General features: G+C 58.4%; 22 protein-coding genes and 3 pseudogenes. 10 read left to right on the top strand and 15 right to left on the bottom strand.

All coding sequences use genetic code 11. The annotated features are described in order from the left end of the window. Positions 1 to 118 precede the first annotated feature (118 nt). From NANH_RS26870 to NANH_RS0121900, 5 genes are read right to left on the bottom strand one after another with little or no spacing between them, the layout of a single operon-like run. Entirely contained in the window at positions 119 to 724 is a 606-nt protein-coding gene (locus NANH_RS26870; RefSeq protein WP_051372545.1) for a DUF3833 domain-containing protein, read from the bottom strand. Continuing rightward, positions 721 to 1,947, bottom strand: a complete 1,227-nt coding sequence (locus NANH_RS0121915) for an MFS transporter (RefSeq protein ID WP_027263975.1) — start codon at positions 1,945 to 1,947, stop codon at positions 721 to 723. The genes NANH_RS26870 and NANH_RS0121915 overlap by 4 nt, the downstream gene beginning before the upstream one ends. Next, positions 1,947 to 2,441, bottom strand: coding sequence for a hypothetical protein (locus tag NANH_RS0121910; RefSeq protein ID WP_027263974.1), 495 nt, complete (start codon positions 2,439 to 2,441; stop codon positions 1,947 to 1,949). Before NANH_RS0121910 ends, NANH_RS0121915 begins: the two co-directional genes overlap by 1 nt. Then, positions 2,434 to 3,591, bottom strand: a complete 1,158-nt coding sequence (locus NANH_RS0121905; protein WP_027263973.1) for an SAM-dependent methyltransferase — start codon at positions 3,589 to 3,591, stop codon at positions 2,434 to 2,436. Before NANH_RS0121905 ends, NANH_RS0121910 begins: the two co-directional genes overlap by 8 nt. Continuing rightward, the gene (locus tag NANH_RS0121900; RefSeq protein WP_027263972.1) at positions 3,530 to 4,873 is read right to left on the bottom strand and encodes an NAD(P)/FAD-dependent oxidoreductase; all 1,344 of its coding nucleotides are present in this window, start codon (positions 4,871 to 4,873) and stop codon (positions 3,530 to 3,532) included. Before NANH_RS0121900 ends, NANH_RS0121905 begins: the two co-directional genes overlap by 62 nt. Before the next feature lie 134 nt (positions 4,874 to 5,007). On the opposite strand from NANH_RS0121900, the gene NANH_RS0121895 reads away from it, so the two are divergent. Both NANH_RS0121895 and NANH_RS0121890 read left to right on the top strand, forming a co-directional pair. Continuing rightward, positions 5,008 to 5,781: a DUF1365 domain-containing protein gene (locus NANH_RS0121895; RefSeq protein ID WP_322786814.1), complete on the top strand. Its 774-nt coding sequence runs from the start codon at positions 5,008 to 5,010 to the stop codon at positions 5,779 to 5,781. Next, positions 5,778 to 6,524, top strand: coding sequence for an SDR family NAD(P)-dependent oxidoreductase (locus NANH_RS0121890; protein WP_027263970.1), 747 nt, complete (start codon positions 5,778 to 5,780; stop codon positions 6,522 to 6,524). Before NANH_RS0121895 ends, NANH_RS0121890 begins: the two co-directional genes overlap by 4 nt. 417 nt (positions 6,525 to 6,941) lie before the next feature. On the opposite strand, the gene NANH_RS26865 is transcribed toward NANH_RS0121890, so the two are convergent. The 3 genes from NANH_RS26865 to NANH_RS0121875 all read right to left on the bottom strand — a co-directional run bounded on the left by NANH_RS26865 (position 6,942) and on the right by NANH_RS0121875 (position 11,627). Continuing rightward, positions 6,942 to 7,208: a transposase domain-containing protein gene (locus tag NANH_RS26865; RefSeq protein ID WP_074920604.1), complete on the bottom strand. Its 267-nt coding sequence runs from the start codon at positions 7,206 to 7,208 to the stop codon at positions 6,942 to 6,944. A gap of 15 nt (positions 7,209 to 7,223) precedes the next feature. Further along, entirely contained in the window at positions 7,224 to 7,475 is a 252-nt protein-coding gene (locus NANH_RS0121880; RefSeq protein ID WP_027263969.1) for an IS66 family transposase, read from the bottom strand. A 99-nt stretch (positions 7,476 to 7,574) separates the two neighbouring features. Then, on the bottom strand, positions 7,575 to 11,627 hold the full coding sequence (locus tag NANH_RS0121875; protein WP_245601494.1) for a PEP/pyruvate-binding domain-containing protein: 4,053 nt from the start codon (positions 11,625 to 11,627) through the stop codon (positions 7,575 to 7,577). Positions 11,628 to 11,860: 233 nt separating this feature from the next. On the opposite strand from NANH_RS0121875, the gene NANH_RS0121870 reads away from it, so the two are divergent. From NANH_RS0121870 to NANH_RS29855, 8 genes and pseudogenes are all read left to right on the top strand, one after another. Continuing rightward, positions 11,861 to 12,757 (top strand): PhnD/SsuA/transferrin family substrate-binding protein, encoded by an 897-nt coding sequence (locus tag NANH_RS0121870; protein WP_027263967.1) that lies wholly within the window; start codon positions 11,861 to 11,863, stop codon positions 12,755 to 12,757. Between the two features lie 8 nt (positions 12,758 to 12,765). Then, entirely contained in the window at positions 12,766 to 15,021 is a 2,256-nt protein-coding gene (locus NANH_RS0121865; RefSeq protein WP_245601493.1) for a response regulator, read from the top strand. Positions 15,022 to 15,389: 368 nt separating this feature from the next. Continuing rightward, a complete protein-coding gene (tnpB, locus tag NANH_RS0121855) occupies positions 15,390 to 15,737 on the top strand; it encodes an IS66 family insertion sequence element accessory protein TnpB (protein WP_027263965.1) in 348 nt (115 codons plus the stop codon). A gap of 92 nt (positions 15,738 to 15,829) precedes the next feature. Beyond that, positions 15,830 to 16,108 (top strand): annotated as a pseudogene (locus NANH_RS29415) (IS66 family transposase); the annotation flags it as partial. A gap of 31 nt (positions 16,109 to 16,139) precedes the next feature. Further along, positions 16,140 to 16,295, top strand: coding sequence for an IS66 family transposase zinc-finger binding domain-containing protein (locus NANH_RS29860; RefSeq protein ID WP_367889530.1), 156 nt, complete (start codon positions 16,140 to 16,142; stop codon positions 16,293 to 16,295). After that, positions 16,255 to 16,515, top strand: a pseudogene (locus tag NANH_RS29410) (IS66 family transposase); the annotation flags it as partial. The gene NANH_RS29860 and the pseudogene NANH_RS29410, both read left to right, overlap by 41 nt. A 71-nt stretch (positions 16,516 to 16,586) precedes the next feature. Continuing rightward, complete coding sequence (locus NANH_RS29405; RefSeq protein ID WP_245601547.1) at positions 16,587 to 16,736, top strand: hypothetical protein; 150 nt, start codon at positions 16,587 to 16,589, stop codon at positions 16,734 to 16,736. Positions 16,737 to 16,846: 110 nt separating this feature from the next. Then, positions 16,847 to 17,146: pseudogene (locus NANH_RS29855) on the top strand (hypothetical protein); the annotation flags it as partial. Between the two features lie 183 nt (positions 17,147 to 17,329). On the opposite strand, the gene NANH_RS0121845 reads toward NANH_RS29855, so the two are convergent. From NANH_RS0121845 to NANH_RS0121815, 7 genes are read right to left on the bottom strand one after another with little or no spacing between them, the layout of a single operon-like run. Then, positions 17,330 to 19,105: an ABC transporter ATP-binding protein gene (locus NANH_RS0121845; protein WP_027263963.1), complete on the bottom strand. Its 1,776-nt coding sequence runs from the start codon at positions 19,103 to 19,105 to the stop codon at positions 17,330 to 17,332. After that, positions 19,102 to 20,049, bottom strand: coding sequence for an acetamidase/formamidase family protein (locus NANH_RS0121840; protein WP_027263962.1), 948 nt, complete (start codon positions 20,047 to 20,049; stop codon positions 19,102 to 19,104). The genes NANH_RS0121845 and NANH_RS0121840 overlap by 4 nt, the downstream gene beginning before the upstream one ends. Continuing rightward, a complete protein-coding gene (locus NANH_RS0121835; protein ID WP_027263961.1) occupies positions 20,039 to 21,679 on the bottom strand; it encodes an ABC transporter substrate-binding protein in 1,641 nt (546 codons plus the stop codon). Before NANH_RS0121835 ends, NANH_RS0121840 begins: the two co-directional genes overlap by 11 nt. 38 nt (positions 21,680 to 21,717) lie before the next feature. Continuing rightward, positions 21,718 to 22,638, bottom strand: a complete 921-nt coding sequence (locus NANH_RS0121830) for an ABC transporter permease (RefSeq protein ID WP_027263960.1) — start codon at positions 22,636 to 22,638, stop codon at positions 21,718 to 21,720. Beyond that, a complete protein-coding gene (locus NANH_RS0121825; RefSeq protein WP_051372543.1) occupies positions 22,635 to 23,525 on the bottom strand; it encodes an ABC transporter permease in 891 nt (296 codons plus the stop codon). The genes NANH_RS0121830 and NANH_RS0121825 overlap by 4 nt, the downstream gene beginning before the upstream one ends. Next, positions 23,512 to 24,111: an ANTAR domain-containing response regulator gene (locus NANH_RS0121820; RefSeq protein WP_027263958.1), complete on the bottom strand. Its 600-nt coding sequence runs from the start codon at positions 24,109 to 24,111 to the stop codon at positions 23,512 to 23,514. Before NANH_RS0121820 ends, NANH_RS0121825 begins: the two co-directional genes overlap by 14 nt. Further along, positions 24,111 to 25,187, bottom strand: coding sequence for a transporter substrate-binding protein (locus NANH_RS0121815; RefSeq protein ID WP_027263957.1), 1,077 nt, complete (start codon positions 25,185 to 25,187; stop codon positions 24,111 to 24,113). Before NANH_RS0121815 ends, NANH_RS0121820 begins: the two co-directional genes overlap by 1 nt. Positions 25,188 to 25,734 lie beyond the last annotated feature (547 nt).

Here is a 25,734-nt window from a genome sequence, read left to right as displayed (position 1 = left end):
GCTAAAAATACGGTCAATGTGGCGATACATTCGATGACGCTCATAACCGCTTTCCGCATCAATTTGGTTCAGAGAGACCGCAGTTGAGATCTGACGACCGTTTCATTGTCAACATGACCTAGTATCTGATCTGGCCGGCAGGATCCGATCCGGCCTCGTCAACCGTTTGGCGGGCTGCTGGATCAGGACGCATGGTCGCAACCAGCTCGGCAACTTTGAGACCGAACTTGCGCATTTCGGATTTATTCATGATGGTGCCGTTTTCGGTCAGATACAGCCAGTCGGTAGCGTTCAACGTGTGCCCTCCGGACTTTTGCGGCAACACGATCTGATACTCCATTTTCACCGTCGATCCCGACACCACACCTCGTGCTTTGCCCACGATATCATCGGCCGTGGCGGTAAAAGTATTGCCTTCGCCCAGGGTCAGGAACCATTTTCGGCTCTGCTGCTCGCCATTGGAATAGGTGAATTCCTCTGACAATGTGCCCGTGTCGCCGTTCCATTCGCCGCTCATTTTCGCAACGAAGCTGTTTGTCACCCTGCCAGTGGGACCATAGATCAGCCCTTCTGACAATATTTCGCCTGCCAGATGGGTCTTAAGCAAAAATTCCGGTCCAGTGTCCGCATAGTCGGATGGGCTTTGTGCCCGGAAGCTTAAAAACATATTCTTGGCAAAGATCGCCGCCAGAACGAGAAGAAGGATAGCTGCGACGAGTTTCATGAGGTTCGCTCCTCTGTGGGAAGCGCAAGGACCATGCCCAGTGCGCCGAGTTTCAGGATACATGGAATGACTGCGTAAGCGATGTTGAGCGTGTTGAGCGCCAGGTCGCTGTTTGTTGCGCCGGGCGAAAAGCCGCTGCGCTCAAGCACGGGCAAGACGGCAAACGCGGCCAGAGCAAGCCCCAGTTTGCCTGCAAAGGACCAGATGCCAAAGGCCAGCGAAGCCTTTAGCCCGGCTCTGGTCAGCGCAACCGAGAACATCGCGGGCAGGATCACCATATCAGCGCCAAGCGCGGCCCCGGAGGCGACGCAGATCAATGCAAAATTGCCCAGGTCGCCCGATGCAAGAAAGGCGGCACCGGCAAACCCGAGAATGGCCAGCGGCATCGCGATCAGCAGGGTGGGTTTCGGTCCCAGACGGTTGCTCAGACCGGCCCAGAGCGGGACACTAAGTCCGGCGCTCAGGAAAAAGAGGATCAAAAGAGGTCCGGCCTGCCCCGGCAAGTGCAGGCGATCTTCGACAAAGAACAGGAACAGTGTCGATGTGATGGCGACAGGGAGGCTGTTGATTAGGGCAAGTGCCAAAAGGCGAAGCGCGCCCGCCTGACCAAGGCTCGCCAAAGAAGGTCGCTCGCCCAGAATGGCAGGGCGACGCCAGATCGGCTGGGTGACCAGCGCGGTCACCAGGGCCAAGCCTCCAAGGAAAAGACCGAAGGCCGGATAACCCTGCGCCCCCGCGCCCAAGGCGACAAACAGGGCTGGGGCGATGGCCGCGATGACCACACCGGCCAGCATGCCACCTTCTCGAAAAGCCGCCAGAGTCATCAGCGCGTCAGGGGTGGGAGCCTTGGCCAGCGTGGCGCTGCGTCCATAGAGCAGGATCATGCCCAGGCTGTAGGCCGAAAACAGCAGCACCAGAACCGCGATCAGCTGGCTTACCACATGTGGCCCCGAACGCGGCGTAAAAAGCAAGGGAAAACCGATGGCCAGCCCGGTTGCGGCTGCAACGGCAAACCACCTCTGCGCCCGAGGCCAGCGGTCGATTGCCCAGCCAATTAGCGGGTCTTGTACCAGATCGACAAGCCGGATCATCAGCAAGATGGTCCCGATGGTACCCAATCCGATGCCGAGATCGACCGAAGCGAACCGGGGTAAATGGATGTAGAGCGGAATGCCGGCCGCAGCCAGCATAAGCGCATAAAGGCTGACACGCGGATACAGCATCATTCACCCCTGAGCCGGCGGGTAAAGGATCTGGACCGGGTATTGTCGCCCAGAAAAATCTCCATGAAACGGGTTTTGATCTGCGGATGGCTGAGCGTGCAAGTATTGGTTCCGTTCAGCCAGAACCCAACCTTGTCCGGTCCTTGAGACACGGCGACATAGCGGTCTCCCTTGCTCACGTCATTGTAGCAGCGTTCAAGGTGTGTACGCAGGGGCAGGGCACCGCCGGTACGTTCGAATTCGCGCAATGTGCCTTTGACCAGCTCGTATTCGGTCAGATTTCGGAGGTAGGTCAGTTCGAGAGCAAAATCGTCACTCCAATCGAGAGGGGCACCGGATCGGGTGAAAAGCCGTGCCTCGTACAGTGGGAAGCCGGCAAAGCGGAGGGTCGCCGTGCCGCGCAACTGGGACTCTGGCAAAATCGACTTGACCGTCGATGCCAGAGGCAGGGTCGGCAGAGCCAGTAATACGAGGGCAAGCAACGCTCTAGGCATGGCTCAGTTCCACCTGAACAACATTGGTGTGTCCGATGGCAAAGGACGCGGCGCAGATTTCAAGATAATATTGCCAGTTGCGAAAGAAGCTCTCGCCATAGCCCAAATCATCGATCCGGGACTTCTGAGCGGTCAGGCGTTCGGCCCAGATGCGGCATGTTTTGGCGTAGTCTTGCCCAAAGGCGTAGCTGTCGCAAACCCGAAGCCCGGCATTTCTTGCCTGTGCGTCAATCACATTGTCAGACAGCAGCATGCCACCGGGAAAAACATATTGGCGGATAAAGTCAGACGAGGTCTTGTAGGTGTCAAAAAAGCTGTCTTTGACGGTGATAGCTTGCAAAAGAACACCTCCACCAGCGGCCAGGTTGCGCTTGAGCATCGAGAAATAGCTGGGCCAGTAACGTGCGCCCACGGCTTCGATCATCTCGATCGAGACAATGTTGTCATAGGTGCCGTCGATGTCGCGGTAATCGCGAAGCTGGATATCGGCGCGCCCGTCCAACCGGCATTCGGCATAGCTGTGTTGATTGCGCGAAATGGTCACGCCGGTCACGTCCCGGCCTTCTTCGGCAGCATATTCTGCGAACCCGCCCCAGCCACAGCCGATTTCCAGCGTTCTCTCGCCCTTGCCCAGACGCGACAGGGCGCGTGCGTTCTTATTGGTTTGCGCGCGGTAAAGGTCGTCGTCGCCCTGTTCAAACAGGCCCGAAGAATAGGTCATCCCTTCGTCGAGCCACAGCGCGTAGAATTCGTTACCGACGTCGTAGTGTGAGCGGATGTTCTTGCGGGATCCGCGGCGCGAATTTGCGCGCAAAAGGGTGTCGACCAGACGAAACCTTGTCCGGTTGAACGGGCTGGCCTGATCAAAGGTATCCAGACGAGCGCGGTTTCGCATGGCTACCGTCGTCAGCGTTTCGATGGATGGCGTGTCCCACAGGCCCTGAACATAGGTTTCGCCCAGCCCCACCTGGCCATGCGCGGCCATCGCCGCAACCGCGGCCCAGTCCCGAATGATCATTTCCGCCTCGGGTCCAGTGCTTCCGAACTGGTAGCGTTCCCCTTCGGGTGTTCTAAGGGTCAGGCGTCCATCATGCAGACGTTCGCAGGTCGAAAGGAAATTCGATTTCAGAGCCTTGTCGGTAAGCCGCATTTTCCATTCCTTTGAATTGGTGCCGGTCGTTGAGCATGCGAACGATGCGCATGGCGCTGGCGATCCCGTCTTCGTGAAAACCGTGACGGTTCCACGCCCCCGCAAACCAGGTGCGGTTGTTGCCCTGCACCTGACGTATTCGTTGCTGCGCCCTCAATGCGGCCTTGTCGTAAACTGGATGAGCGAATTCGACTTCGTCATAAATCGCGTGCCGAGCGATCTCGCTCGAAGGGTTCAGAGTGACGAACAGCGGATCGCTTTCGGGGATATTCTGAAGCTTGTTCATCCAGTACGTGACACCGATATTGCCGTCCTGCGAGCGATAGGACCAGCTTGACCAGCAGGCGCGGTGCCGGGGCATCTGGCCAGGGTCGCAGTGCAACACGGCCTTGTTGGGTTGATAGCGGATACTGCCAAGTGCCGCCGTTTCCACCGGCGAAGCGTCATCGCCTAAAATGGCCAGCGCCTGATCGGAATGACACGCAAGGATCAACTCGTCATAGGCCTCTGCCGGGGCGTTACCCGCCGAGACGCTTACAGAGAACGCTCCGCGATTGGCTTGGCGCACGGGTGTGCCGGTGCGAATAGTGCAGCCGCGCGCGATCAGGGCGGCTTGCAGCCGCCGGACATATTCGATGCTGCCGCCCTTGACGGTCCACCATTGGTGCGCGCCAATGCCCGCCAGCAGGGCATGATTGCGAAAGAACTGGACCAGGGATTTTGCTGGAAACTGGTCAACTTCTCCCACCGGTGTCGACCAGATCGCGCCACACATCGGCATCAGGTAATTGTCACGAAACCAGCGGCCCAGACCCAGATCGTCCACCAATTCGCCAATGGTTTTCTCGTCATATTGTGCGGCCGCCTCAGCTCGCTTGCCAAAGCGGATGACGTCGGCGATCATCTTGTAAAACTGCGGTCGCAGCAGGTTGCGTTTCTGGGCTGTGATGGTGCCCAGATTGTTCAGCCCGTATTCGAGCCAGCCGTCATTGATACTGGCGCCAAAGCTCATCTCACTTTTCATGACCGGCACGTCGAGGTCCCTGAAAAGGCGGGTAAGGTACGGGTAGGTCACATAGTTGAAAACGATGAAGCCCGTATCGACCGGTTGATCTCCGTTACGGCCCGCCATCACGGTGCGCGCATGGCCGCCCAGGCGCGGCGCGGTCTCAAACAGCGTCACGTCGTGGTAGGGCGACAGGTAATATGCGGCGGAAAGGCCGGAAATGCCGCCTCCGACAATCGCGATCTTCTTGCGCGAGCCCTGGGTTTGATCCAACATACCGTCCTCGTATTTTCAATATTATGAGTAAGATACGCCGCCGTTTGCAGGTTGGATCACAAATGGGCGCAGAATAATTTTCGCCTCAAGGGGGGCCAATTGATCCAAAGGGCGCGCGCGCGCGTAATCCACCCATGATGCTAGAACATGTACAGGCCCAAACCCACCATGCGCGGCGCGGCGCGCTGAGACACGCGTTCACTTATGGGGTGGACTACGTATTGAGTGATCTGGGCGATGCCGCGCCGTGGTTGATTTCGCGCAACCGCTTTAACCTGTGGTCCATATGGGATCGCCACCATGGCGGGCCGCGTGGAGACGGGCGCGGGGTGGGATGGTTCCGCGAGGTACTGTTACGGCGTGGCTTCGCTCAGGAGGGTGCTCAGCTTTTGCTGCTGACTCAGCCCAGCTTTCTGTGGTTTCATTTCAACCCCGTGAGTTTCTGGATCGCGATGGTGGACGGCAGACCGCGGGCCTTTGTGGCAGAGGTCAACAATACTTTCGGTCACAGGCACTGTTATTTCTGCGCGCATGAAGATTTTGGTCCGATTGCAAAGGGCGACAGGCTGGTGTCAGAAAAGATGATGCATGTGTCGCCGTTTCAGAGTGTGAACGGGCAGTACCATTTCGACTTTGGCATCGACGAGACCGAGATCGACATCAGGATCAGCTATAAAAACGGCGATCAGGGGGTGGTGGCCACGTTGTCGGGCTCACGCCGGCCTGCATCGAGCCGTTCTCTGCTGTGGGCGGCGCTGCGTCGCCCCTTGGGAGCGTTGCGCGTATTGGGTCTGATTCATTTTGAGGCCGTGATCCTTTTTGCAAAACGGGCGCCGTTTCTGAAGAGACAACCGGCACCCGAACTGCTGATCTCGGACAGTCAGAATTTTGTTAGTGCTGACAAGTGACAGGGTTTTCGGGCAAAACCTATTGGCTCGTAGGGGCGAGCGAAGGGCTCGGCCGCGAAATCGCCCGCCAATTGAGCGCTGGGGGGGCGCATCTGATCCTGTCGGCGCGAAATGCCGAGCGGCTGGACAGCCTCTGTGACGAGTTGCCCAAGGCCCGCGCGATGCCTGTGGACGTGACCGACGCAGCAGCCGTGCGCCGGATTGCCGCCGAAATCGGGGATGTGGACGGCGTTATCTACAATGCCGGGACCTACACTCCGATGCGGACTACGGAATGGGACAGCGATGCGGCGCTTGCGATGTGTGAGGTCAATTTCACCGGCGCGATGCGTGTGTTGGGCGAAATCGTTCCGGGTTTTGTGCAGAAGGGCCGGGGTGACATTACACTTGTGGGGTCGTTGGCGGGCTATCGCGGGCTGCCTGCCGCCATCGGCTACGGTGCCAGCAAGGCGGCGCTCGTCAGCCTTGCCGAGACGATGCGCTTTGATCTCAAGGGTACAGGCGTCGTGGTGCGGTTGGTCAACCCCGGTTTTATAGCAACCCGTTTGACCGAGAAAAACAGCTTCGGGATGCCGATGCTGATGACGCCGGAAGACGCTGCAAACCGGGTGCTTAAAGCGATGCGAACCCCCCGGTTTCGAACCGATTTCCCGGCGCCCTTTTCCTGGTTCATCCGAATATTGGCCTATCTTCCAGACCTTGTCGTCTATCGCTGTCTGAAATCAGGGGTTTCAACGCGATAGCTGATCGCCGATGTCACAAGTTGAACTCGAAACGGTATTGGCAGCAGAAGGCACCGGCGGGACAGCGGCTTGTGTGCAATCGCTTTTTGAATCCCGAACCGGCGTTTGCCTATCTGTTGCAGTTGTTAGCCGATGAAAGGCCGTCTACAGCTCTGAAATGCGAGACGAGTTGCTTGGCAGTAAGATCTTCTACTCGCTTCTCCCATTGACCTGCCACAGGATATTTTTTCCACGGCTGACTAACAGGCCGCTGAAATAGTCCACGAGGCGGACCAGTTTTCCGTCGGACGTGTCGGACGTACTGTCGGCCTTGCGCATCCGGGTTGTTGCCGGGACGGGTCCGTGCGCTTTTTGCCGGTTCCTCTCTTTATGCGGACAGCGGTCGGGGCAGTCCGGCGAGATTGTTGGCATCCATTGTCAGAATAAAAGAAGCGGTTCGGTTTGGCCGCTCTGGCGCGGTCTGATCGTTCCCTTTTGCGCTGCCGTGGCCGCGTAACGCCAGAGAAGGAGCTTGTCGAGGCGTGTGATTTTGCGATCGGCGATCCGGGCGAGGACCCGGGTGCGCCAGGTCTGTGGGTCGAGGCCGTTGGGCCTGGCGGTTTCGATCGCGGGATAGGCGACGACCGCAGCGTTGCCGCCGCTTTCGCAGCCAGCGATGCGGTAATTATTTCTTTCGATATTCACGTAATGAATTGATATTTATATATAATTATTGACGATCCCCAATGGGCCGTTCATCGGATATCCACACATTTTCTTTATGCGACCAAGGGTCTGGCGGATCGCCCTGGCGCGCTCGGATTTGCCCGAGATGCGGTTCAGTTGCGCGGCCAGCCAGGCTTTAAGGTCGCCAAAGACGGGTTTGGCGTCTTGCTGGCGCAGGGCGACACGTCCGTCCGGGGGTTTTCCACGCGCCGCCTTTTCAACGGCATACAGAAGCGCGATGCGCATGTCAGACAAGGAAGCCCGTACAGCTTTCCGAAAGATCCGCCGGGCTGAGACAGACGGCGATCCGATCTGCCTTGCCCATCGCATCAGACCGCGTCTAAGTCAGGCGGATTTGCGTATACCCAGCGAATTCTTTTCCAGCACCACGATGGAGCCATCTGTTCCGGCTTTCACCTTCATCCCAGTCTGTAATCGATCCAGGCCCGAACATTTCACATGCATCAGAATCCCTTTTTCGCGCGCCACGATCGCCATATGGCTAAGCCAGCCGCCAACCTCACTCAACACTCCGCCGGAACGCTGGACATAAGGTAGCCAGGAGGGGCTGACGATGTGGCAGACGATAACATCCCCATCTTCAAACCCGCAAAACGAGCTGGCGTCAGTTGCCGTTTCATCCTCCACGACGAATACGCGGCCGTCTGCGTCCTGACAGCCTGACACGCAAGTGCCTCCCAACGCCGATCCATGCCTGTTGTCGTGGATTGGAACCGATGCCGAAAGCAGTTCGCACTCCTGCAGGGTCAGCGAGACGCGTTCGGGCGCGTTTTTGGCAAGATGCGCCCCGCGTTCCCTCCGCTCTTGTGCCCTGGCTTTATGCGTCATCAGGTTTGCGTTGGTGAGGCTTAGCAGTTCCTCCATTTCCAGATGGAAAATGTGATCGAAAAGCCCGGTTTTTTCAGCCAGTGCCAGAACCGCGCGCCGGATCTGGGCCACGATTCTAAGCGCCTCGTGCTTGGCCTGTTCCTTGAGGTCCTGAAGCGCGATGGCCAGGTCGACCGGATCCGAGGGCACCGTGTCGGGATCGTCGTTCAGATTGGTCGCCAAGGGCGTGGCACTCTCCAGGAAAGGCCAAAGCAATTCGGGCGCTTCGCTGTAGCGCGGCAGGCTCAGTTCATAGTCGAATATCGCCCGATGCCCCATCAAAGCCATCAGCGTCGTTCTCTGGGCGTCACCTTTCAGACTCGCACAGGCATCAATCAGGCTAACCGGCGCGTGCCGCAGAACCGGATGCATCAGCCGGCTGTGCGCGTCTGCATCCCCCTTGGCAAAGGCCTGCGCCTGGGTCATCGCAAAGCCGGCCAAGATGTTGATCTTTTCGGCTTCGACATAGACATCAAGTACCAGTTTATCCCGCAATTTCTCGATACTGCGGATGATTTGAGCTTGTGGCAGTGCGTTGAAATCGATCGCCTGCCAGACCGCCATATCTTCTTGCAGGGCAGGGATGGTGTCCTGGCGGAACTGTGTGATCGAGCCAACCGCGCGTTTGCGCATTTGCCGTGCCTTGGCATTGCTGAGGCGCAGAGCCATTTTTTGCTTCAACGCGTGGTCTACATACGTCCGGCCAAAAAAGTTGACCAGATGCCCGGGGCGCCCTTCTGGCAGATTGTAACCGATACCCAAGTGTCGACATGCGATGTCAAGGCTGCCACCCGGTGCCCACAGCTGTCCCATGAGCGAAAAGGACAGTGGCGTGGGACGTGGCAGGACCTCGGACATTTCGTCCTGTTCGAGGATGACAGTGTAAGGATCGGCACCCTGATAGGCATCAAAAATGCGTCGCCATTCCTGTGTACGTGCCAGTTCGGTCGGATTTGCGCCAGTCAGCGTCGTGATATCCCGGCTTTGGACGATCTGGAACGCGCCATCGGCATAGGCCCATTCGATGTCTTGCGGGCATCCGAATGCCGCTTCAATCTGTCTTCCCAAAGCTAGCAATGGTGCCATGTCGATGGGGGGCGTCTCATCTCCGATCGCCGCGTGTGTATAGCGGCCAAAACGCATGCTTTGCGGCGTTACCCGGCCAGACACCAGATCGTCGCCACAGCCTTTGACCAATTCAACCATCATCAATCCAGGTGCGGTCGGATCCTCGGTAAAGAGTACACCCGCGTAGTCCGATCTGATCATATGCTGCACCAGGATGTTACCATCATGCCCGATTGCGCCATCTTTATCGTAACTCCGAGCACGCGCGGACGAGAACGACCCGACCACTTCATCGAGTGCTTTGCGCATTCCGCATTGCTTCACTTCCAAAACGCTTTCAAAAACACCTGCAAAACTCTGGTCGGCACCATCCTCGTTGGCCGCCGAGCTGCGCACGGCACAGGGTCGTTGGCCCATTATGCGCCAAACCATGTTTGAGAAGTCCTCTTTTTGTTTTTTGGACATGTGGCTGAATGCCCTGATCGCTTCGGAGCGGATGACGAGACCGTCAGGTACAGGCAAACCAGTGTTCTTGAGCACCGACAGGCGATAGGCTTTGTTTCCACATTTCTGCAGCTCATCGGTATGATCAAGCGGGACGACGCCATGGAAGAGGGCGCGTATCTTCCAACGCTGCCACGCCACCAGAGTCCGACGTTTTGCGCGCCCCCAGATGCCTGTGACATAGGCCCTTTGGATCAACAGGAATGTCAGACTGATGCAGAGATAGATATTTCCCGCCGCGCTGAGCTGAAACACCAGCCCGAACATCGCCGGCGCGCCAATCAGCCACGACAAAGCAGCCTGGCGTTTGGATTTGGCCACGGCCCAATGCAGATATGTTCCCGCCAATACCGCGAACAGCGCTGGCAGGATATACGTTCCATCCGGCTGCCCCAGTTTTGGAATCCAAAGGAAAGAAGCATCTATTGATCTGCTGGCCTGTTCGGTTGCGCTAAGTCCCAGCATCATGACCGGCAGGAACAACAACGCGATGAGGTTGCGCATCGGGGTCAGACCCTTATCCGCATAAAACTGCTGTACCGCGCGCGCCTTGCGGGCAGGGTCGCCTTTCAGCCGACCTTTCAGCGCTTTCAACTCGTCGGCATGTTTTGCGGATATTATTTGGTCGCGTTCCGATTTCAACGCGATGGGAACAACCAATAGCCGCGACAGCAGCGCGAGCATCAACAGGCCCAGCACAAAATGAGATTGCTCACCTATCCGGATCAGAGCCGCGGCAAGCTTGTTCACGCCGGTTTGCCATAGGGAAACCTTCTGTTCGGCCAACCAAAGCTGTACATGCGGTTTTGGTTGCGGGGCCACGAAATATTCCCACGGGGTCGTGTATCGCCCGAGGAAATCAATCCCTGCTTCACTCATCTCAAGGCCAAGAACCTGTGACATGAAACAGCTGCGGCGATCGTAGCAGGCTGCAATCGTCGGCTTGTCCTGCAATTCTGCGATGCGCCGTTTCAGCTCTTCGGATGGCAGAGCGCGTACCGGGATGTTGATCGCCCCGGGCAGGTGCCCGGATGCAAAGTCGCCCGGATAGCGGGTATCTACGATCTGCAGATCTGTGTTTGCTTGCAGGTCTTCGAAATCCGCAGTGCTGAGCAGCACGTCCTTGTTGGCGTATTCGGGGATTGCTCTGAGGTCTGACAGCGTCTTGATCTTTTTGTCGCTGAAACCCCGACCTTCGACGATCCATTTTTCTATGCCGCCGGCGATAAATCGGCAATCGATCCCGCGCGCGGCCAGTTCTGCGCATGTTTCGCTGCTGCGGTTGCCGTTATGGCAGAACAATACAACCTGCTTTCCTTCCAGCGGGATGTTTGATTGCAGGAAATCGGGAAAGCGGACATGCCGTGCGCCAGGCAGTGTTCCCATCCGATACTCGCTGGTTTCACGCACATCAAAGAACAGTGGAGCATTTTTGCCGTCGGTATTTTCCAGCAGGTTCTGAGCTTCTGCAGTACTCAGCGCCAGAGGACTTTTTTCCTGGTTACCAAAGCTGGTCTCTTTCAGGTCGGAGTCCAGAATCTGGGTTCCGTCAAACTGCGCGGGCCGGATCAGGGTGTCTTGCAACCGGGCCAATTCCTGAGCCTGATGGTTTCGATATTGCCAGACATTCAGGGCCCCGAACGCAAGCGAAACAAGAAGCAATGCGGTAACCAGGCGAGCCGGAAACCGCGCGGGAGCGCGTCCCGGTTTGTGTGCAAATCCCATCCGCTTGGCGATCAGAGCGCCAGCGCCCGCCGTGGTGGCGAAGGCTACGGCAAAGACCTGTGACAAGGACGACACCGAGCCGATCACAAGCTCTGGCGACGGAATGGCGAGTACCGCCGTTGGCGTCAGAACTGTGATACCAAGGATCGAATTTCTGCAGACCAGACCTAGTATTCGAAATGCGTCCGTTTCAGCAGTTGATGATGTCGGCACAGTAGTCAAACCCCTTACGCCCAAATTCGGTTCAACTATTAGACAGAATTATCAGTTAACAAATGATTATTAAACAATATGTTAACGTATCCCTGATGAAGTATCGATCTCGTAGGTGCCATCAGACTTGTGAGTGCCGATAAACGAATTGTTCGCTTTGTTCTGCCACGAATACCGTGTCTTCTCGCGGCAATGCTGTGTCGGTATTGCGCTGAAACCCTAGAGGGTAAACGATGAAAACCAAACGATTGAAATCGGCTTTTTGCCAGCGGTTGCTTTCAGCTTTCACACCTTTTGCGGCCCAAGTTCTCGGGGGCCTTGCACTGGCATTGGTTGTCTCCGCGCCGGCCAGGGCAGATATCAAACTGGTGTTCGGCACCTATGCAGCCGACAAGCCAACCGTGACGGTCAAGAAGTACAAACCATTCCTGAACTATCTGTCGCAGGAAATGACTAAGGTTCTGGGCGAACCCGTTCAAATCCGAATGAAAATTGCCAAAGATTATGAAAACGGTATCGATGATCTGGCCAACGGCGATGTGGATTTTGCACGTTTCGGACCGGCCTCCTACATCACGGTTTACGAACGCGAAAGTGGCATTCAAATCGTGGCGATGGAATCCAAAGGCGGGAGCAAGCGGTTCAAGGGCATTATCGCAGTGCATTCAAACAGCACCGCCAAATCGCTTTCCGACCTGACCCGGCAAAGCTTTGCCTTTGGCGACCCACTTTCCACCATCGGGCGCTACCTCGCCCAAAGCCATCTGATTGATGCAGGTGTAACCAGTCAGGAACTGAGCGGGTACGAATATCTTGGTCGGCACGATCGGGTTGGTACCGCCGTGGGAGAGGGCAGGTTCACCGCCGGGGCGTTGAAGGAAAGCACCTATAAGAAGCTGGTGCAATCCGGCGTACCGATCCGGGTTCTGTTTGAATTCGAAAATGTCACCAAGCCCTGGCTGGCGGCATCGGGAATGGACCCGAGGGTGCTGGCTGCCATGCGGCAGGTGATGCTGAGCACAATAGATTCCGAGGTTCTGGACAGTATTGCCAAAGACGGCTTTGTCGAGGGGGATGACGCCGACTATGATTTCATCCGCAAGGCCATGCAGCACAGCCGCTCGTTTTGACCGGTTTGATGCGCAAGCGCCTGAAAAATATGGGGATCAACGCGCAAATTGCACTGTCGATGACCTTTGCCGCGGTTCTGGTGACGTTCTTTGTGGGAGAGTACCAGCGCCGCGCCGAGATCAGCCGGATGAATGAGGATCTGCTCGCCCAGGCGGACCTGACAGTCTCTTTGATAAGCGGGTTGATGGTCGAATCCATCATCGTTCAGGACACACCCGTTCTCAAAACCGCCATGGAAGAAGCGTTGTCACGCAACTCCAAACTCCTGGCGCTTTCGATCAAGGATGAATTGGGAAACCTCATTGCCCACACCGAACGCGACAATGCAGACTCCATAACAGAGGTCCGCGACTTTACCCGGGACATCATTGTCGAAGGCGAACCCTTTGGCATGATGGAAGTGGAATGGTCCACAGCCGAAGGTCAGGCATTAATTGACGCCAATGTCCTGCGAATTCGATTAACTGTCGGAATGACCGTATTTGTTCTGTCTGCGTTTTTCCTGATACAGACTAACTTTCTGGCAATGCGGCCCCTTCGCAATATCCACAACCGGATGTCGGCGGTGATTGCCGGGCAGAAACACAATAGGATACCACTTGCGCCCTTTGTGGCCCGGGAGTTCAGAGACCTCGATTTCTCAGTCTCGGTACTTCAAAAAACTTTTGCCGAAAGGGATGAACGTGAATACGCGCTCGAATCTGCCAAAGAGGCGGCGGACAAGGCAAGCAGAGCGAAATCGGATTTCCTTGCGAACATGAGCCATGAAATTCGGACCCCTATGAACGGGGTTATCGGGATGGCCGAACTCATGCTCGAAACCGACCTGGATGAAGATCAGCAGCTTTACGCTCAAACGATTTCACAGTCCGGGTCGGCGCTGTTGACCATCATCAACGATATTCTGAACTTTTCCAAGATTGAAGCCGGGAAGATGGAACTGGAGACAGCCCCTTTCGATCTGCAGGCCGCGATAGAGGATATCGTGACACTGCTTTCGTCGAAAGCCTGTGAAAAACCGGTAGAAATCAGCCTGCGATATGATCCTCGCCTGCCGACGGTGTTTCAAGGCGATGTCGGACGGCTCCGGCAGATTATTACCAACATCGTCGGAAATGCAGTCAAGTTCACGCTTGAAGGTTACGTCTATATCGACGTAACGGGCGAAAAAGGTCCAGATGGCTACAATTTACGCATTGATGTCAAGGACACAGGCATAGGCATCCCACCGGATCAGATTGAACAGATATTCAATGAATTCAGACAGGTAGAAAGCGCGCGCAACAGGCAGTTCGAAGGCACCGGATTGGGCTTGGCGATTTCTACGAGACTGATGGCATTGATGGGTGGCCGTGTATCGGCCACGTCGGAACAGGGTGGCGGATCGACCTTCACCATAGAAGTTTCGTTGCCAACCAGCACCCAAACGCTCTCGGCTACTGCCGACAAAGAACTGGTTCTGGCAGGCTTGAACGTGTTAGTTGTCGATGATTTGGAGCTAAATCGCAAGATTCTGTCCGAGCGTTTCAATAGCTGGGATATGACTGCAGTTCTTGCGTCGTCCGGTGCCGAAGCATTAGATATACTTGAGAAGACAGCGCGAGGTTTTGACCTGATCGTCCTAGACTACCAGATGCCGCAAATGGATGGCGAAGAACTCGCAAAGCGTATTCGTGCCATCGATGCATTCAGAGATACCGCGCTTATCATTTTGTCATCAGTTGACAAATCAATCGACGCGTCTACCCGATCCGAAATCGGACCCTGCGAACTGCTTCTCAAACCGGTACGATCGGCGAGTTTGCGAAGCACCATCGCTCGATCTCTTCAGATGCAGCCAAAGACGATACGCGTGGTTGACACAACGGAACCGCATAATGAAAATGACTCATGTCTGAATATCCTTGTTGCCGAGGATAACAAAACGAACCAACTCATTGTCAAGGCAATGTTAAAAAGCTCTGGAGTTTCCTTGACATTTGCCGAAACCGGCCTTGAAGCACTGCAGAAATTTGGCGAGACTCAGCCCGATATTGTACTGATGGATATTTCCATGCCGCAAATGGATGGGATCGAAGCGACCCACGCTATTCGCAAACTCGAAAGCGAAAGAACCCTGGGTCACTGCCCAATCGTCGCGTTGACGGCCAACGCTATGCGAGAAGATCAAGATCGATGCCTTGATGCTGGTATGGATGATTTCCTGACCAAGCCGATCAGCAAGAGCGCATTGCTGGGTACAATTCAACAGTGGGGTAAATAGAGCATTGTCAGGCTATATTCTTCGGCTGAGGATCTGCCGATCGGCGTCACTTCAGCCATAAACGTCGGGGCTGCGTGCACTGCCGGTCATGGAGAGTGATATGTTCGCTTTGGATAGCGGACACTGTGAGGCACGTTATGGCAGGTCTGCGACGCGGCTTTGAACGGATGACGAGAAGCGGTCGATCTGTTTGCAGACGACGATGGCCGATGTTTCTGTAGCGCAGGTAGCCCGCCGCTATGCGATGAACGCGAACATGATCTTCAAATGGTTGCGCGATCCCCGATCTGCGCCTGATCCCGAGACGATTGAGGTTTCGGCGGCTCCGATCCCAATGCGCTGGCCCGTCTGATCCGAGGCCTCTCAGCATGATCCCGGTCCCGGCGAGCACACGGGTCTGGCTTGCAGCGGGTGTGAGCGTTATGCGGCGCGGGTTCACGACGCGGGCGGCCCAGACAGAGCAGTCGCTGAAGCAGGATCCGGTTGCGGGGCATCTGTTTGTCTTTCGTGATCGGCCCGGCGATCTGATCAAGATCATCTGGTGGGATGGCCAGTGGGCATGCTTGTTCAGCAAACGGCGTGAGACGGGCCGGTTTGTTTGGCCCTCGGCGAAAGAGGGCAGGATCGCCCTGACGGCTGCCCGGTTGGCGATGCTCTTTGAGAGGATCGACTGGCGTCTGCCACAGCGGAACTGGAAGCCACTCGGCGCTGGATAGACCGGCTCGTAACGGGTGAGATTCCTTTGACACACGGATCGGCTATGATGAGACCATGCTGGACGTGACCAAATCTCTTCCGGAAGACCCCGATGAACCGAGACAGTTCACGGCGGGGCGAGGTCGCAGGCGGCCCTGATCCACTGCCCGGCAGGGCATTGCGCAGCAATGTCCCGAGAGCGGAGAAGCTGCGGCATCCGTTGGCAGGCCAGCGCAATCACCGGTTCGGATCGTCGTCAGAGAGCATCGAACAGCCTCGACGGGTCTTGAAAACGAGCGAGATCGCAGTTGCGAAGAGGGCAGCAAGGCGGCGTCTCCCGAAGGCGGAGCCACAGGAGAAGCCCAAACGCCGCCAAATCCCGGATCACATCCCGCGCATGGAGGCAGAACTGACCATTGGTGATGACGGTTGTGCCCTGTGTGGCGGGGTGTTGCGCCACACAGGGCGGGGATGTGACCGAAGAGCCGGAGTATGTTCCGGGACGCTTCATCGTGAACCGCATCGTGCGGCCACGCTTTGCATGTTGGGCTGCGAGGCATTCACTCAGGCGCAGCTAGGATCACGCCCAATCGAGCGTGGTCGTCCTTGCCCAGGTCTGCTGGCACATGTGCTGGTCAAAAATATGCCGATCATCTGCCGCTCTATCGCCAAAGCGGCACCTTCGAGCGCGACGGGATCGGCATTGATCGTTCGACGCTGGCCGACTGGGTAAGTAAATTCACAGCACTTCCGGAGCCGCTGGCAGATGCCATGGGGCGGCATGTGCTGGCTGGAAAGGCCATCTTCGCCCCCTCTCGGCAGCATGCCTTGCATGCGCCTGCCGGGGAATGCATGTCAGGTGCAGGTTTATGGACGTCCGCCGCGCCCAGGGTTCGGCAATTTCCGACGAGGCGATCAAGCGCATCGCGCAACTCTCGGCGCTCGACAAGGAAGCCCGTGGATCACCACCAGACGTGCGGGGGCGGGGTCCGGCAAGCACAGGCAAAGCCGATCTTTGACGATCTGGAGGTCTGGCTGAGCTCTCAACTGCCCGGTATTTCCGGAAAATCGCCGCTGGCTGCCGCAATCCGCTATGCCCTGATGCGCATGGCGCGGGCGATATCTCGACCACGGCATTTTGGAATTGAACAATAACACAGCAGAAAGAGCGATGCGATCCGTCGCCATCTGGCGCAAGAACGGCCGGGTCTTCGGACCGCAGACCGGCGGTAAAGCCGCGGATTTCGCCGGTACGCTCATCGAAAAACGGTATCGACCCGCAGGTCTGACTGGCGGAAACACGCGCCCGCATCCCGGATTACAAGATCAACCACGTCGACGGCCTGCTTCCGTCGAAAACCGGACCATAGGGCGGGCAGCCACGACGCTTCCCTTCCGATGGTCGGGTTGTCAGGTTCTGTTGCCTTAACAGACTGCTGAAAAGGTCGACCGTCGACCTGCCTTGGGGAACACGATGCATCGGCGGAGCGACAACGGCTGAGGCTACGATGCGCGGGGCGGACGAGACGAGCGGGCCGCTGCCGCTGCCCCTTGTCCCGCCCTGGAGGCGAGGCCCGATCTGCGCGCTAGAGGCCCCCGGCGTCGCCAAAGGTTAAAGACGCGCAACGAGGTGACCATCACCGACATCGTCATGCACGACAACCTGCGGTGGATCACCCACGGCGCGTACGGGGCTGGGCGGGTCGGTGGCGTCGATCACCCGCGCGGGCAGGGCGCGGTCGGGGTCGGCGTGGGGTACGGCTTCTATCAGGCGTCGGGTGTAGGGATGGCGGGGGTCGCCGAAAATCTGCGACCCGGTGCCCAGTTCGACGATCTGGCCGAGGTACATCACTGCAACCCGGTCCGCGATGTTTTCGACCACCGCCATATCGTGGCTGATGAAGAGATAGGCCATATTCATTTCGCGTTTCAGCTCTGCCAGCAGATCGAGCACCGTGGCCTGAACGGACACATCCAGCGCTGACACGCTCTCGTCTGCAATGATCAATTGCGGCTCCAGCGCCAAAGCGCGGGCGATGCAGATGCGCTGGCGCTGGCCGCCGGAGAACTCATGCGGGTAGCGGTCGAGAGCGTCTTCGCCCAGGCCTACGCGGGCAAAGAGCGCGGCGGCTCGGTCGCGGCGGCTGGCGGCGGTGCCGATGCCGTGGATCACCAATGGTTCGCGGACCAGGTCGCCGGCTGTCATGCGCCCATTCAGCGCCGCCATCGGATCTTGGAACACCATTTGTAATTCGCGGCTGATTTTCTTGCGCTGAATGGCGTTGTTGCCCAGCGGTTGCCCTTTGAAGCGGATATTGCCGGTGTGCGGTACCAGCCCGGTCAGCGCGCGTGCGATGGTGGATTTGCCACAGCCACTTTCACCCACGAGGGCAAAGGTCTCGCCGGGATAGATGTCAAAGGACACGCCTTCGACGGCATGCACCCGTTGCACCACGCGGCCCAGAATACCGCCATGCAGATCATAGGCAACGCGGGTGTCGCGGAAAGATACGAGCGGTTCGTTTTGTGAATCGGGGTGGACGCCGTGGCCTGTGCCCATGCGCGGCACGGCGGCCAGCAGTTTCCGGGTGTAGGGTTGTTCCGGCGTGCAAAAGAGTTTGCGGACAGGCGCGCGTTCAACCATGCGTCCATCTTGCATGACCAACACATGATCGGCCATTTCCGCGACTACGCCCATATCGTGGGTGATCAGGATCAGCGCGGTGTCCATGTCGCGGGCCAGATCGCGCAGCAGGTCCAGAACCTCGCGCTGCACGGTCACATCCAGCGCCGTCGTCGGCTCATCCGCGATCAGGATATCGGGGCGCAGGGCGATAGCCATGGCAATGACGACGCGCTGGCGCATACCGCCCGACAACTCGTGCGGGTATTGGCGCAATCGCCGTTCCGGTTCAGTCAGCCGCACGGCGCGCACGGCCTCAAGCGCGCGTTTGCGCGCCTGGCTGACCGAGATATTCTCATGGGCGCGGATCGCTTCGACCAGTTGCGCGCCGATCCGCATAACCGGGTTCAGCGCGGTCATCGGCTCCTGAAAAATCATCGCAATACGGTTGCCGCGCAATTGCTGCAGGCGGTGCTCGGGCATGCCCGTCAGCACCAGATCGTCAAAGCGGATGCTGCCCCCGGTGACCCGCACCGCAGGCGGCGGCAGCAGGCCCATGATTGCAAGCGAGGTCAGCGATTTGCCCGACCCGCTTTCGCCCGCGATGGCCAGGGTTTCGCCCTTGCTTAGGTTGAACGACAGGTTCTCGACCAGCGGCATCAGCCCCTGTTCGGTGCGCACGGAAATGCACAGGTTGTCGACGGTCAGGATGGTGTTCTCCCCCGCCGCCGGTGGCGGGGGAGAGATGTCTTGAGCTAGGGTCATTCAAACACACATCGCGGAAAATAGAAGGACACGACCCAGTTGGGCATGTCCACGATTTCAGAGATGCGCAGATCGCCACAGGTGGACACCAGCATATAGGCATCCTCGGCGGCGAGCCCTTGCGTGGCGCAGAGCAGGTCAACCATCTGACTGACCGCGTCGCGGGCACCAGCCATCAGATCAGGCCCAATTCCGGTGGTCACCTCATAGCCCTTGGCATCGAGGTGGTTTGTCACCGGTCCTGGCGTGGTAAAACGCGGCATCCTCAGCTGCGCGTCCTTGATCAGGTCCAGGGTAATGGTCGCGTTCATCGGGCTTTCGATCGCGGTGCCGCAGACCTCGCCGTCGCCCTGTGCCGCATGGGTGTCCCCGATGGAAAACAGCGCCCCCGCTACCTCGACCGGCAGATAAAGCGTGGTGCCTGCCGCCAGATCACGGATATCAAGGTTGCCGCCGACGCGCCGGGGCGGCACGATGCTGTGCAGCCCCGGTTCGGCCGGCGCGCAGCCGATGGTGCCCGCAAAGGGCTTTAGCGGCACCCGGCCATGTTTGCCAAAGAGCGCCGGCGCCAGCGTGTCCGGGTCATAATCCCAGATCGTCAGCGCCGGATCGGTGAACTGGTCTGCAAGCAGGCCAAAACCGGGAATATTCGCCGTCCAGCCGAACCCCGAAGGGGTAAATCCCTCGACAGTGATTTTCAGCGCATCGCCCGGATCTGCCCCTTCGACATAGATCGGCCCCGAGACCGGGTTGATCTTGCCAAAGTCGAGCGTTTCCACATCCTTGACGGTGCTCGATTTGGTCAGTTGACCGGCCGAACTGTCGTGGCAGTGAAATTCGAGCGTCGCGCCGGGGGTCACTGTCTCGGCCGGGACAAACGAATTGTCCCAGCCGAAATGGTGATGGCGTCCGTGGATCGTGTATTCAGGACATTTATTGCACATCGGTCACATACACATAATCATAGTTGACGGGGATCGAGACCGGATCGACATAAAGCGCATCTGCGCCGCCCATCCGCTCCGACTTCATGGTGTAGCGCTGCTCGTTGAATACCGGCACCCAAGGTGCGTCTTCCATGATCTTCATATAGGCGTCAGACCATTTCTGCAGCCGTGCTTCGACCGCGTCGGGGTCTGTCATGCTGTCGGCCTCGGTGGCCATCGCGTCTACCTCTTCGTTACAATACCACGACCAGTTCCAGCCGCCCTGCACCGCACCGGCACAGCCAAGGATCGGACCATAGAAGTTGGACGCATCGGGGAAGTCGGCGATCCACGCCATGCCGCCTGACCAGATCATCGGGGCCTGATCGGCCTCACCACCGGCGGCGATGACGCTGGCCTGGGCGAGAGATTGGATCGACGCCTTGATGCCAACATTCGCCAGATCCTGCTGGATCGCCTGCGCAATCCGTGGGTTCGGATCGGTGTTCATCACGTAAAGCTCGGTTTCAAACCCGTCGGCAAATCCGGCTTTGGCCAGCAGTGCCTTGGCCGCTTCGGGATCATGGGGGTAGCCTTCATATCCGTCGGTGTAGCCGGGCATGGAGGGGGGGAGGGGCTGTGTCGCCGGGACGGCGCGGCCATTGATTACCTGCGTGATGCGTTCCTTGTTGATCGCCATGTTCACGGCGCGGCGTACATCGACATTGTCAAAGGGCGGCATTTTCACGTTGAGCGTGATGTATCCGGTGTGCAGCTGTCCCCCTTCGATCACGCGCGCAGCCTGCGCGGGGTCGGCCATGACTTCCTGAAACTTGGCTGGCGGGATGCCGTCACCAGGCACATCGACCTCGCCATTTTGCAGGCGCAGCAGGGCCACGATGGGTTCCTGGCCCACTTCAAAGGTGATGCTGTCGAGATAAGGCAGCCCCTCGCGCCAGTAGTCTTCGTTCTTTTCAAACACCAGCCGCTGGCCGATGGTCCATTCGCCCAGCTTGAATGCTCCGGTACCCATCGCGGTCTTGCCAAAATCGACCCCTGCTTCCTCGATCGCTTCGCGGGCGACGACGGAGGCGAAGTTCAGGCCCATGACATGCAGAAAGGTTGCATCGGGGCGCGACAGGGTGATTTCCACTGTGTAGGGGTCAATCACCTTGACGCCTTCGAGCGCCTCGGTTTGGCCGCTGGAAATCGCATCAAAGCCCGCGATGGAGCCAAAGAAGCCAGCGCCGGGGCTTTGCGTTTTTGGGTTGGTCACACGGTCGAGGGAATATTTCACGTCTTCCGCGGTCATTTCGCGGCCGTTGTGGAATTTCACGCCCTCGCGTAGCTTGAAGGTAAAGGTCATGCCGTCTTCGGAAATCTCATAGCTTTCGGCCAGACCGGGGCGCAGGTCGGTGGTACCGGGAACATAGTCCATCAGCCCGTCGTAAAGCGATTTGATCATCGACCAGTTCTGCCAGTCATAGCCGATAGCAGGGTCCAGCGTGGCCACGTCATCCTTGTATGAGATGGTGATATTGCCGCCCGATTTCGCGTTTGGGTCCATGCCGGATTGGGCATCGGCAAAGACCGTGGCCGGCAGCGCCAGGGCGGCGACCAGCGCGGTTGAGGTCAGAAATCTTTTCATTTTGTCTCTCCTTGTTGGGTGGTTTTTTGTGGTTAAAGTTAGCGGACTTTGATCCGCGGGTCGGCGAACAGCGATGCGATATCGGCCACCAGATTGCCGATCACGATGGCGCAGGCCGATACCAGCGTGACGCCCATGATGATCGGAATGTCGACGCGTTGAATGGCCTGCCAGGCAAGCTGGCCGATACCCGGCCAGCCAAAGACGGATTCCACCACCACGATGCCGCCCATGAAGATACCCACGTCGATCCCGATCATTGCGATGATCGGCAAGATGGCATTGGGCAGCGCATGACGCAGCAGGACACGGGCGCGCGACAGGCCTTTGGCGTGGGCCGTGCGGATGAAATCTTGACGCAGCACGTCGATCATGGACGAGCGCATCATGCGGCTGTACCACCCCGAGCCGAGGATACCGAGGGTCATGGCGGGCAGCACGAGGTGCGAAAATGTACCGTAACCGCCGATTGGGAACCAGCCAAGCTGCACTGCGAAGACATAAAGCAGCAGCAGTCCGACCACGAATTGCGGTGCCGACACACCGATGAAAGAGGCAATCATCAGGCTGTTGTCGGTTGCGGTGCCACGGCGCAGGGCCGCGACGACGCCCATGGTCAGCCCAACCACCAGTTCAGCCACAATCGCGCCCACCATCAGCAGCAGGCTGGCGGGCAGGCGGGCGGCGATGAGGGTGCTGACTTCGGTTTTTTGCAGATAGGAGCGACCGAGATCGCCCTGCACAAGACTGGTCAGGTAGCGCCAGTATTGCACGACAAAAGGTTGATCGAGGCCCAACTGTTCGCGGATATTCGCAACTGTCTGTGCCGTGGCTGACCGCCCGGCGATCTGGCGCACCGGGTCAGACGGCAGAAGGTAGAGTAGCGCAAAGGTGATCAGCGATACCCCCAACAGGATCATCGCGGATTGCAGCAGCCGCCGGGCAAGGAAATTGATCATTGCTCTTGTCCCCTTTGGGTCGGGTCAAGCACATCGCGCAACGCATCGCCTACCAGGTTGAAGGCCAGTGCAAGGGACACGATCGCAAATCCGGGGAAGAACACCAGCCAAGGGGCGGCCTGAAAATAGGTCTGGTTCTCAAAGATGATATTGCCCCAGCTTGGGGTCGGGGGCTGTACGCCCACGCCCAGATAGCTCAGCGTCGCTTCGAGCAGAACGGTAGTCGAGATGCCCAGGGTGCCCCAGACGATGATCATCGGCACCAGATGCGGCAGGATGTGCCGGAAGAGGATGCGCACATGGCCCGCGCCCAGAGTCCGTTCAGCGGCGATGAATTCGCGCTGCGACAGGGACGAGGTTTCTGCATAGATCACCCGCGCGGTCTGGACCCAGTTCACGGTCGCGATGACCATGGCGACGATCCACAAGGACGGCTGAAAGATTGCGGCCAGGCAGATCGCCAGAAGAAGGGCGGGGAAGGCCATCATCAGATCGGTCAGCCGCATCAGCACACTGCCAATGAAGCCGCGGAAATATCCGGCGGTGATTCCCACCAAGGTGCCGATCACCAGGGCCACACCATTGGCCACAAGTCCGATGATCAGCGAGGTCCGCGAGCCGTAAAGGATGCGGGTCAGAAGATCGCGGCCCAGCAGATCGGTGCCCAGTGGAAACTGTGCACTGGGCGGCATGGGGGCACCTTGCATGGTCAGCCCCTCAAACATCTGGGTGTTGGGTTCATACGGGGTGAGCCAAGGCGCGAAGATCGCCCCGAAAAAGGTCAGCGCGACCAGGAAAAGCCCGATCAAGGCCAGCTTGCGCCGCCGCAACCGGGTCCAGATCGAAGGGGCGCTGGCGCGCAGGGTGGCAGGTTTAGTGGCTGTCACGCAGGATTCCTTTGTCGGTGGCATTTTTTACGATCCGGGCGGCGGCCTCTTCGACGTTGATACGCCAGGCCATGGCAAGCTGGCGCAACTGGTCATAAGCCGCGTCTTGCGATTTGCCCTGCGCCGAGAGCAACGCCACGGCCTGCACCACGGTTTGCCGTGCCGACATACGTTGGCGCAGCTGTTTGATTTCCGACGTGAGCGTGCGGCGCAATTCGAACGAGTGGCGCGCCATCAGCAGTGCCGAAAACGCCCCGCTGGAGCCGACCGGCTTGAGCAGCAGCGCATCGGCTCCCATGCGCGCGGCCCATTCGATACGCCCCGGCGCCTCGGTCCCGACCAGCGCGATCATCGGCATCGGCGCAGTGCCCGGGCCCCAGGGAAACTGCGCATCATGGCCCATATCAGTGTCGTAAAAGATAAAATCCGCCGTGATCGCTGAGGCTGGAAGATCAGGCCAGGCATTGGTCACACTGAGCCCGATGGCGTTGAGCTGTCGCATCAGGGCGGCGACATGATCGGGCGCGGGGTGCACGATCACGGCGCGCGCCTGATCTAGGTTGGGAATGTCCAGGGTGCCCGCCATTACGACACGACGCTCAGCTTGGGGTGGCCGATATTGGGGTGGCGCGAGGACCGGGTGAGATAGGGATCGGGGGCGATGTCGGGCCAGTGGTGCAGTACCTCAAAGACACCGCCGCGCACCTGCGCCACCTTGACGCTGAGCGTGCTGTGATGGGTCGCCGGATCAATGCCAAAGCGCGCGCCGTGATCGGCAATGAAATTCTCGAACGGCTGGTCGCCCTGCGCCATGAGTATGGCGGCCAGTGTCAGCACCGACTGGCGCGAAATGATTTCGAACGAGGAATTCCGTCCATCGTGGCTTCGCGAGGGGCAGAAATGCGGCCCGACAGAGACCAGGCCTTCGGCATCCTGACCAAGCTGGGGCAGTTCGGCCTCGGTCAGGTTACACGATACCACCGGGCAGGTTTCAGCGGTGAAATGCGGGTCACGGCGGCCCAGTTCGCCGTAGGCATGCAGAAAGGCGTAGGAACTTGCACCCACCAGGGAATTGAGGATGAAAGCAGGGCGCAGCGTCTCGATTTCCGCGATCAGGGTATCAATGTCCTCGTCGCCCAGCGGCAGATATCGCTCTCCCAGAACGCGGCCACCGGCCTCATCCGTTCGCATCCGCGCCACACGGCAGGTTTCCCAGCCCCAGATATAATTGGAGCCGACGAGATAGGGCGTCGTGCCGAAATTCTGGAAACACCAGCTGAGCAAGGGCAGTAGATGTTGGTTGGCACAGGCGTGGGAATAGATCACCCGGTTGGAGGTCTCGAACCCCTCAAACGGCAAGTTATACCACAGCATCGCGTTGGTTCGATCGAGTATCGGGATCACTTCCTTGCGCGCAGACGAGGTGACGCAGCCGATCACATGGCGGGCGTCGGAATTGGCAATGATATCGGCGCAAAGCGGGGCGTAACGGTAAATCCGGCCCTCAGGATCGCGCAGGATGGGTCGGAATGAGATTTGCGAGCTGCTCGAGGCGTTCACCTCGTCGATCCCTGCCATCGCCCCGCGCAAGACCGCCTGGGAAATGGCCGCGTAGGTGCCGGATTGCGAATAGAGCACTCCAAGATCGACGGTTTTTTTCACAGCAAGCCCCTAAAACGAAAAAGGCCTCATGCGCACGGATACGTGCGACATGAGGCCTGATTGCCCAGCGGATATCTCCGCATGTGTTTGTAATAAACAAAATATAGATGCGGCTGTCGAGTCTTAGTTGCATGATTTCGCATTCAACTTGCAAGGGCTGCGCAACAATCAGGCTATAAGGATGCCTGGTGCCCGGAGATTGGGCGTCTAAATCGTGATTTATCTTGCGCATGGGGTCGCTCAACAATGTCTTTGATACGGTCGGCAGGCGCTGTTCCATCGCAGCTGCTGCGTCGCGGGATCGCATCGGCCTGCGTCTTTTGCTGTTTGCCCAGCAGATGCAGCGCCTGCGCGGAATAGCTGACGCGGCGCTGGTTGGTCCTCCCCGCGGTTTTGCTGCCCACGGTGCGGCAGAGGTGCCCACTGCGCGGCGGATGTCATAGCGCAGAAAGTTCAGCAGGGGTCCGCCGATCTTCCCGCCGGTGACCGTGCCGAACGCGGTTATACCGCAGTGCAAACTTGTATCGTTCACTTGGTTCACCATTTC

The sequence above is a fragment of the Sedimentitalea nanhaiensis DSM 24252 genome (assembly GCF_000473225.1).
In the GTDB taxonomy this organism is placed as follows: Bacteria; Pseudomonadota; Alphaproteobacteria; order Rhodobacterales; family Rhodobacteraceae; genus Sedimentitalea; species Sedimentitalea nanhaiensis.
This window is presented reverse-complemented; position numbering and strand designations above follow the sequence as displayed.

Excerpts from the sequence above, each read along its gene's own strand:
- NANH_RS29405 (WP_245601547.1), top strand. The coding sequence starts at position 16,587 with ATGGACGTCCGCCGCGCCCAGGGTTCGGCAATTTCCGACGAGGCGATC.
- NANH_RS0121895 (WP_322786814.1), top strand. The coding sequence starts at position 5,008 with ATGATGCTAGAACATGTACAGGCCCAAACCCACCATGCGCGGCGCGGC.
- NANH_RS0121820 (WP_027263958.1), bottom strand. The coding sequence starts at position 24,111 with ATGGCGGGCACCCTGGACATTCCCAACCTAGATCAGGCGCGCGCCGTG.
- tnpB (WP_027263965.1), top strand. The coding sequence starts at position 15,390 with ATGATCCCGGTCCCGGCGAGCACACGGGTCTGGCTTGCAGCGGGTGTG.
- NANH_RS26870 (WP_051372545.1), bottom strand. The coding sequence starts at position 724 with ATGAAACTCGTCGCAGCTATCCTTCTTCTCGTTCTGGCGGCGATCTTT.
- NANH_RS0121865 (WP_245601493.1), top strand. The coding sequence starts at position 12,766 with ATGCGCAAGCGCCTGAAAAATATGGGGATCAACGCGCAAATTGCACTG.
- NANH_RS0121915 (WP_027263975.1), bottom strand. The coding sequence starts at position 1,947 with ATGCTGTATCCGCGTGTCAGCCTTTATGCGCTTATGCTGGCTGCGGCC.
- NANH_RS0121845 (WP_027263963.1), bottom strand. The coding sequence starts at position 19,105 with ATGACCCTAGCTCAAGACATCTCTCCCCCGCCACCGGCGGCGGGGGAG.
- NANH_RS0121870 (WP_027263967.1), top strand. The coding sequence starts at position 11,861 with ATGAAAACCAAACGATTGAAATCGGCTTTTTGCCAGCGGTTGCTTTCA.
- NANH_RS0121900 (WP_027263972.1), bottom strand. The coding sequence starts at position 4,873 with ATGTTGGATCAAACCCAGGGCTCGCGCAAGAAGATCGCGATTGTCGGA.
- NANH_RS0121910 (WP_027263974.1), bottom strand. The coding sequence starts at position 2,441 with ATGCCTAGAGCGTTGCTTGCCCTCGTATTACTGGCTCTGCCGACCCTG.
- NANH_RS0121830 (WP_027263960.1), bottom strand. The coding sequence starts at position 22,638 with ATGATCAATTTCCTTGCCCGGCGGCTGCTGCAATCCGCGATGATCCTG.
- NANH_RS0121905 (WP_027263973.1), bottom strand. The coding sequence starts at position 3,591 with ATGCGGCTTACCGACAAGGCTCTGAAATCGAATTTCCTTTCGACCTGC.
- NANH_RS0121880 (WP_027263969.1), bottom strand. The coding sequence starts at position 7,475 with ATGCGCATCGCGCTTCTGTATGCCGTTGAAAAGGCGGCGCGTGGAAAA.
- NANH_RS0121840 (WP_027263962.1), bottom strand. The coding sequence starts at position 20,049 with ATGTGCAATAAATGTCCTGAATACACGATCCACGGACGCCATCACCAT.
- NANH_RS29860 (WP_367889530.1), top strand. The coding sequence starts at position 16,140 with ATGACGGTTGTGCCCTGTGTGGCGGGGTGTTGCGCCACACAGGGCGGG.
- NANH_RS0121835 (WP_027263961.1), bottom strand. The coding sequence starts at position 21,679 with ATGAAAAGATTTCTGACCTCAACCGCGCTGGTCGCCGCCCTGGCGCTG.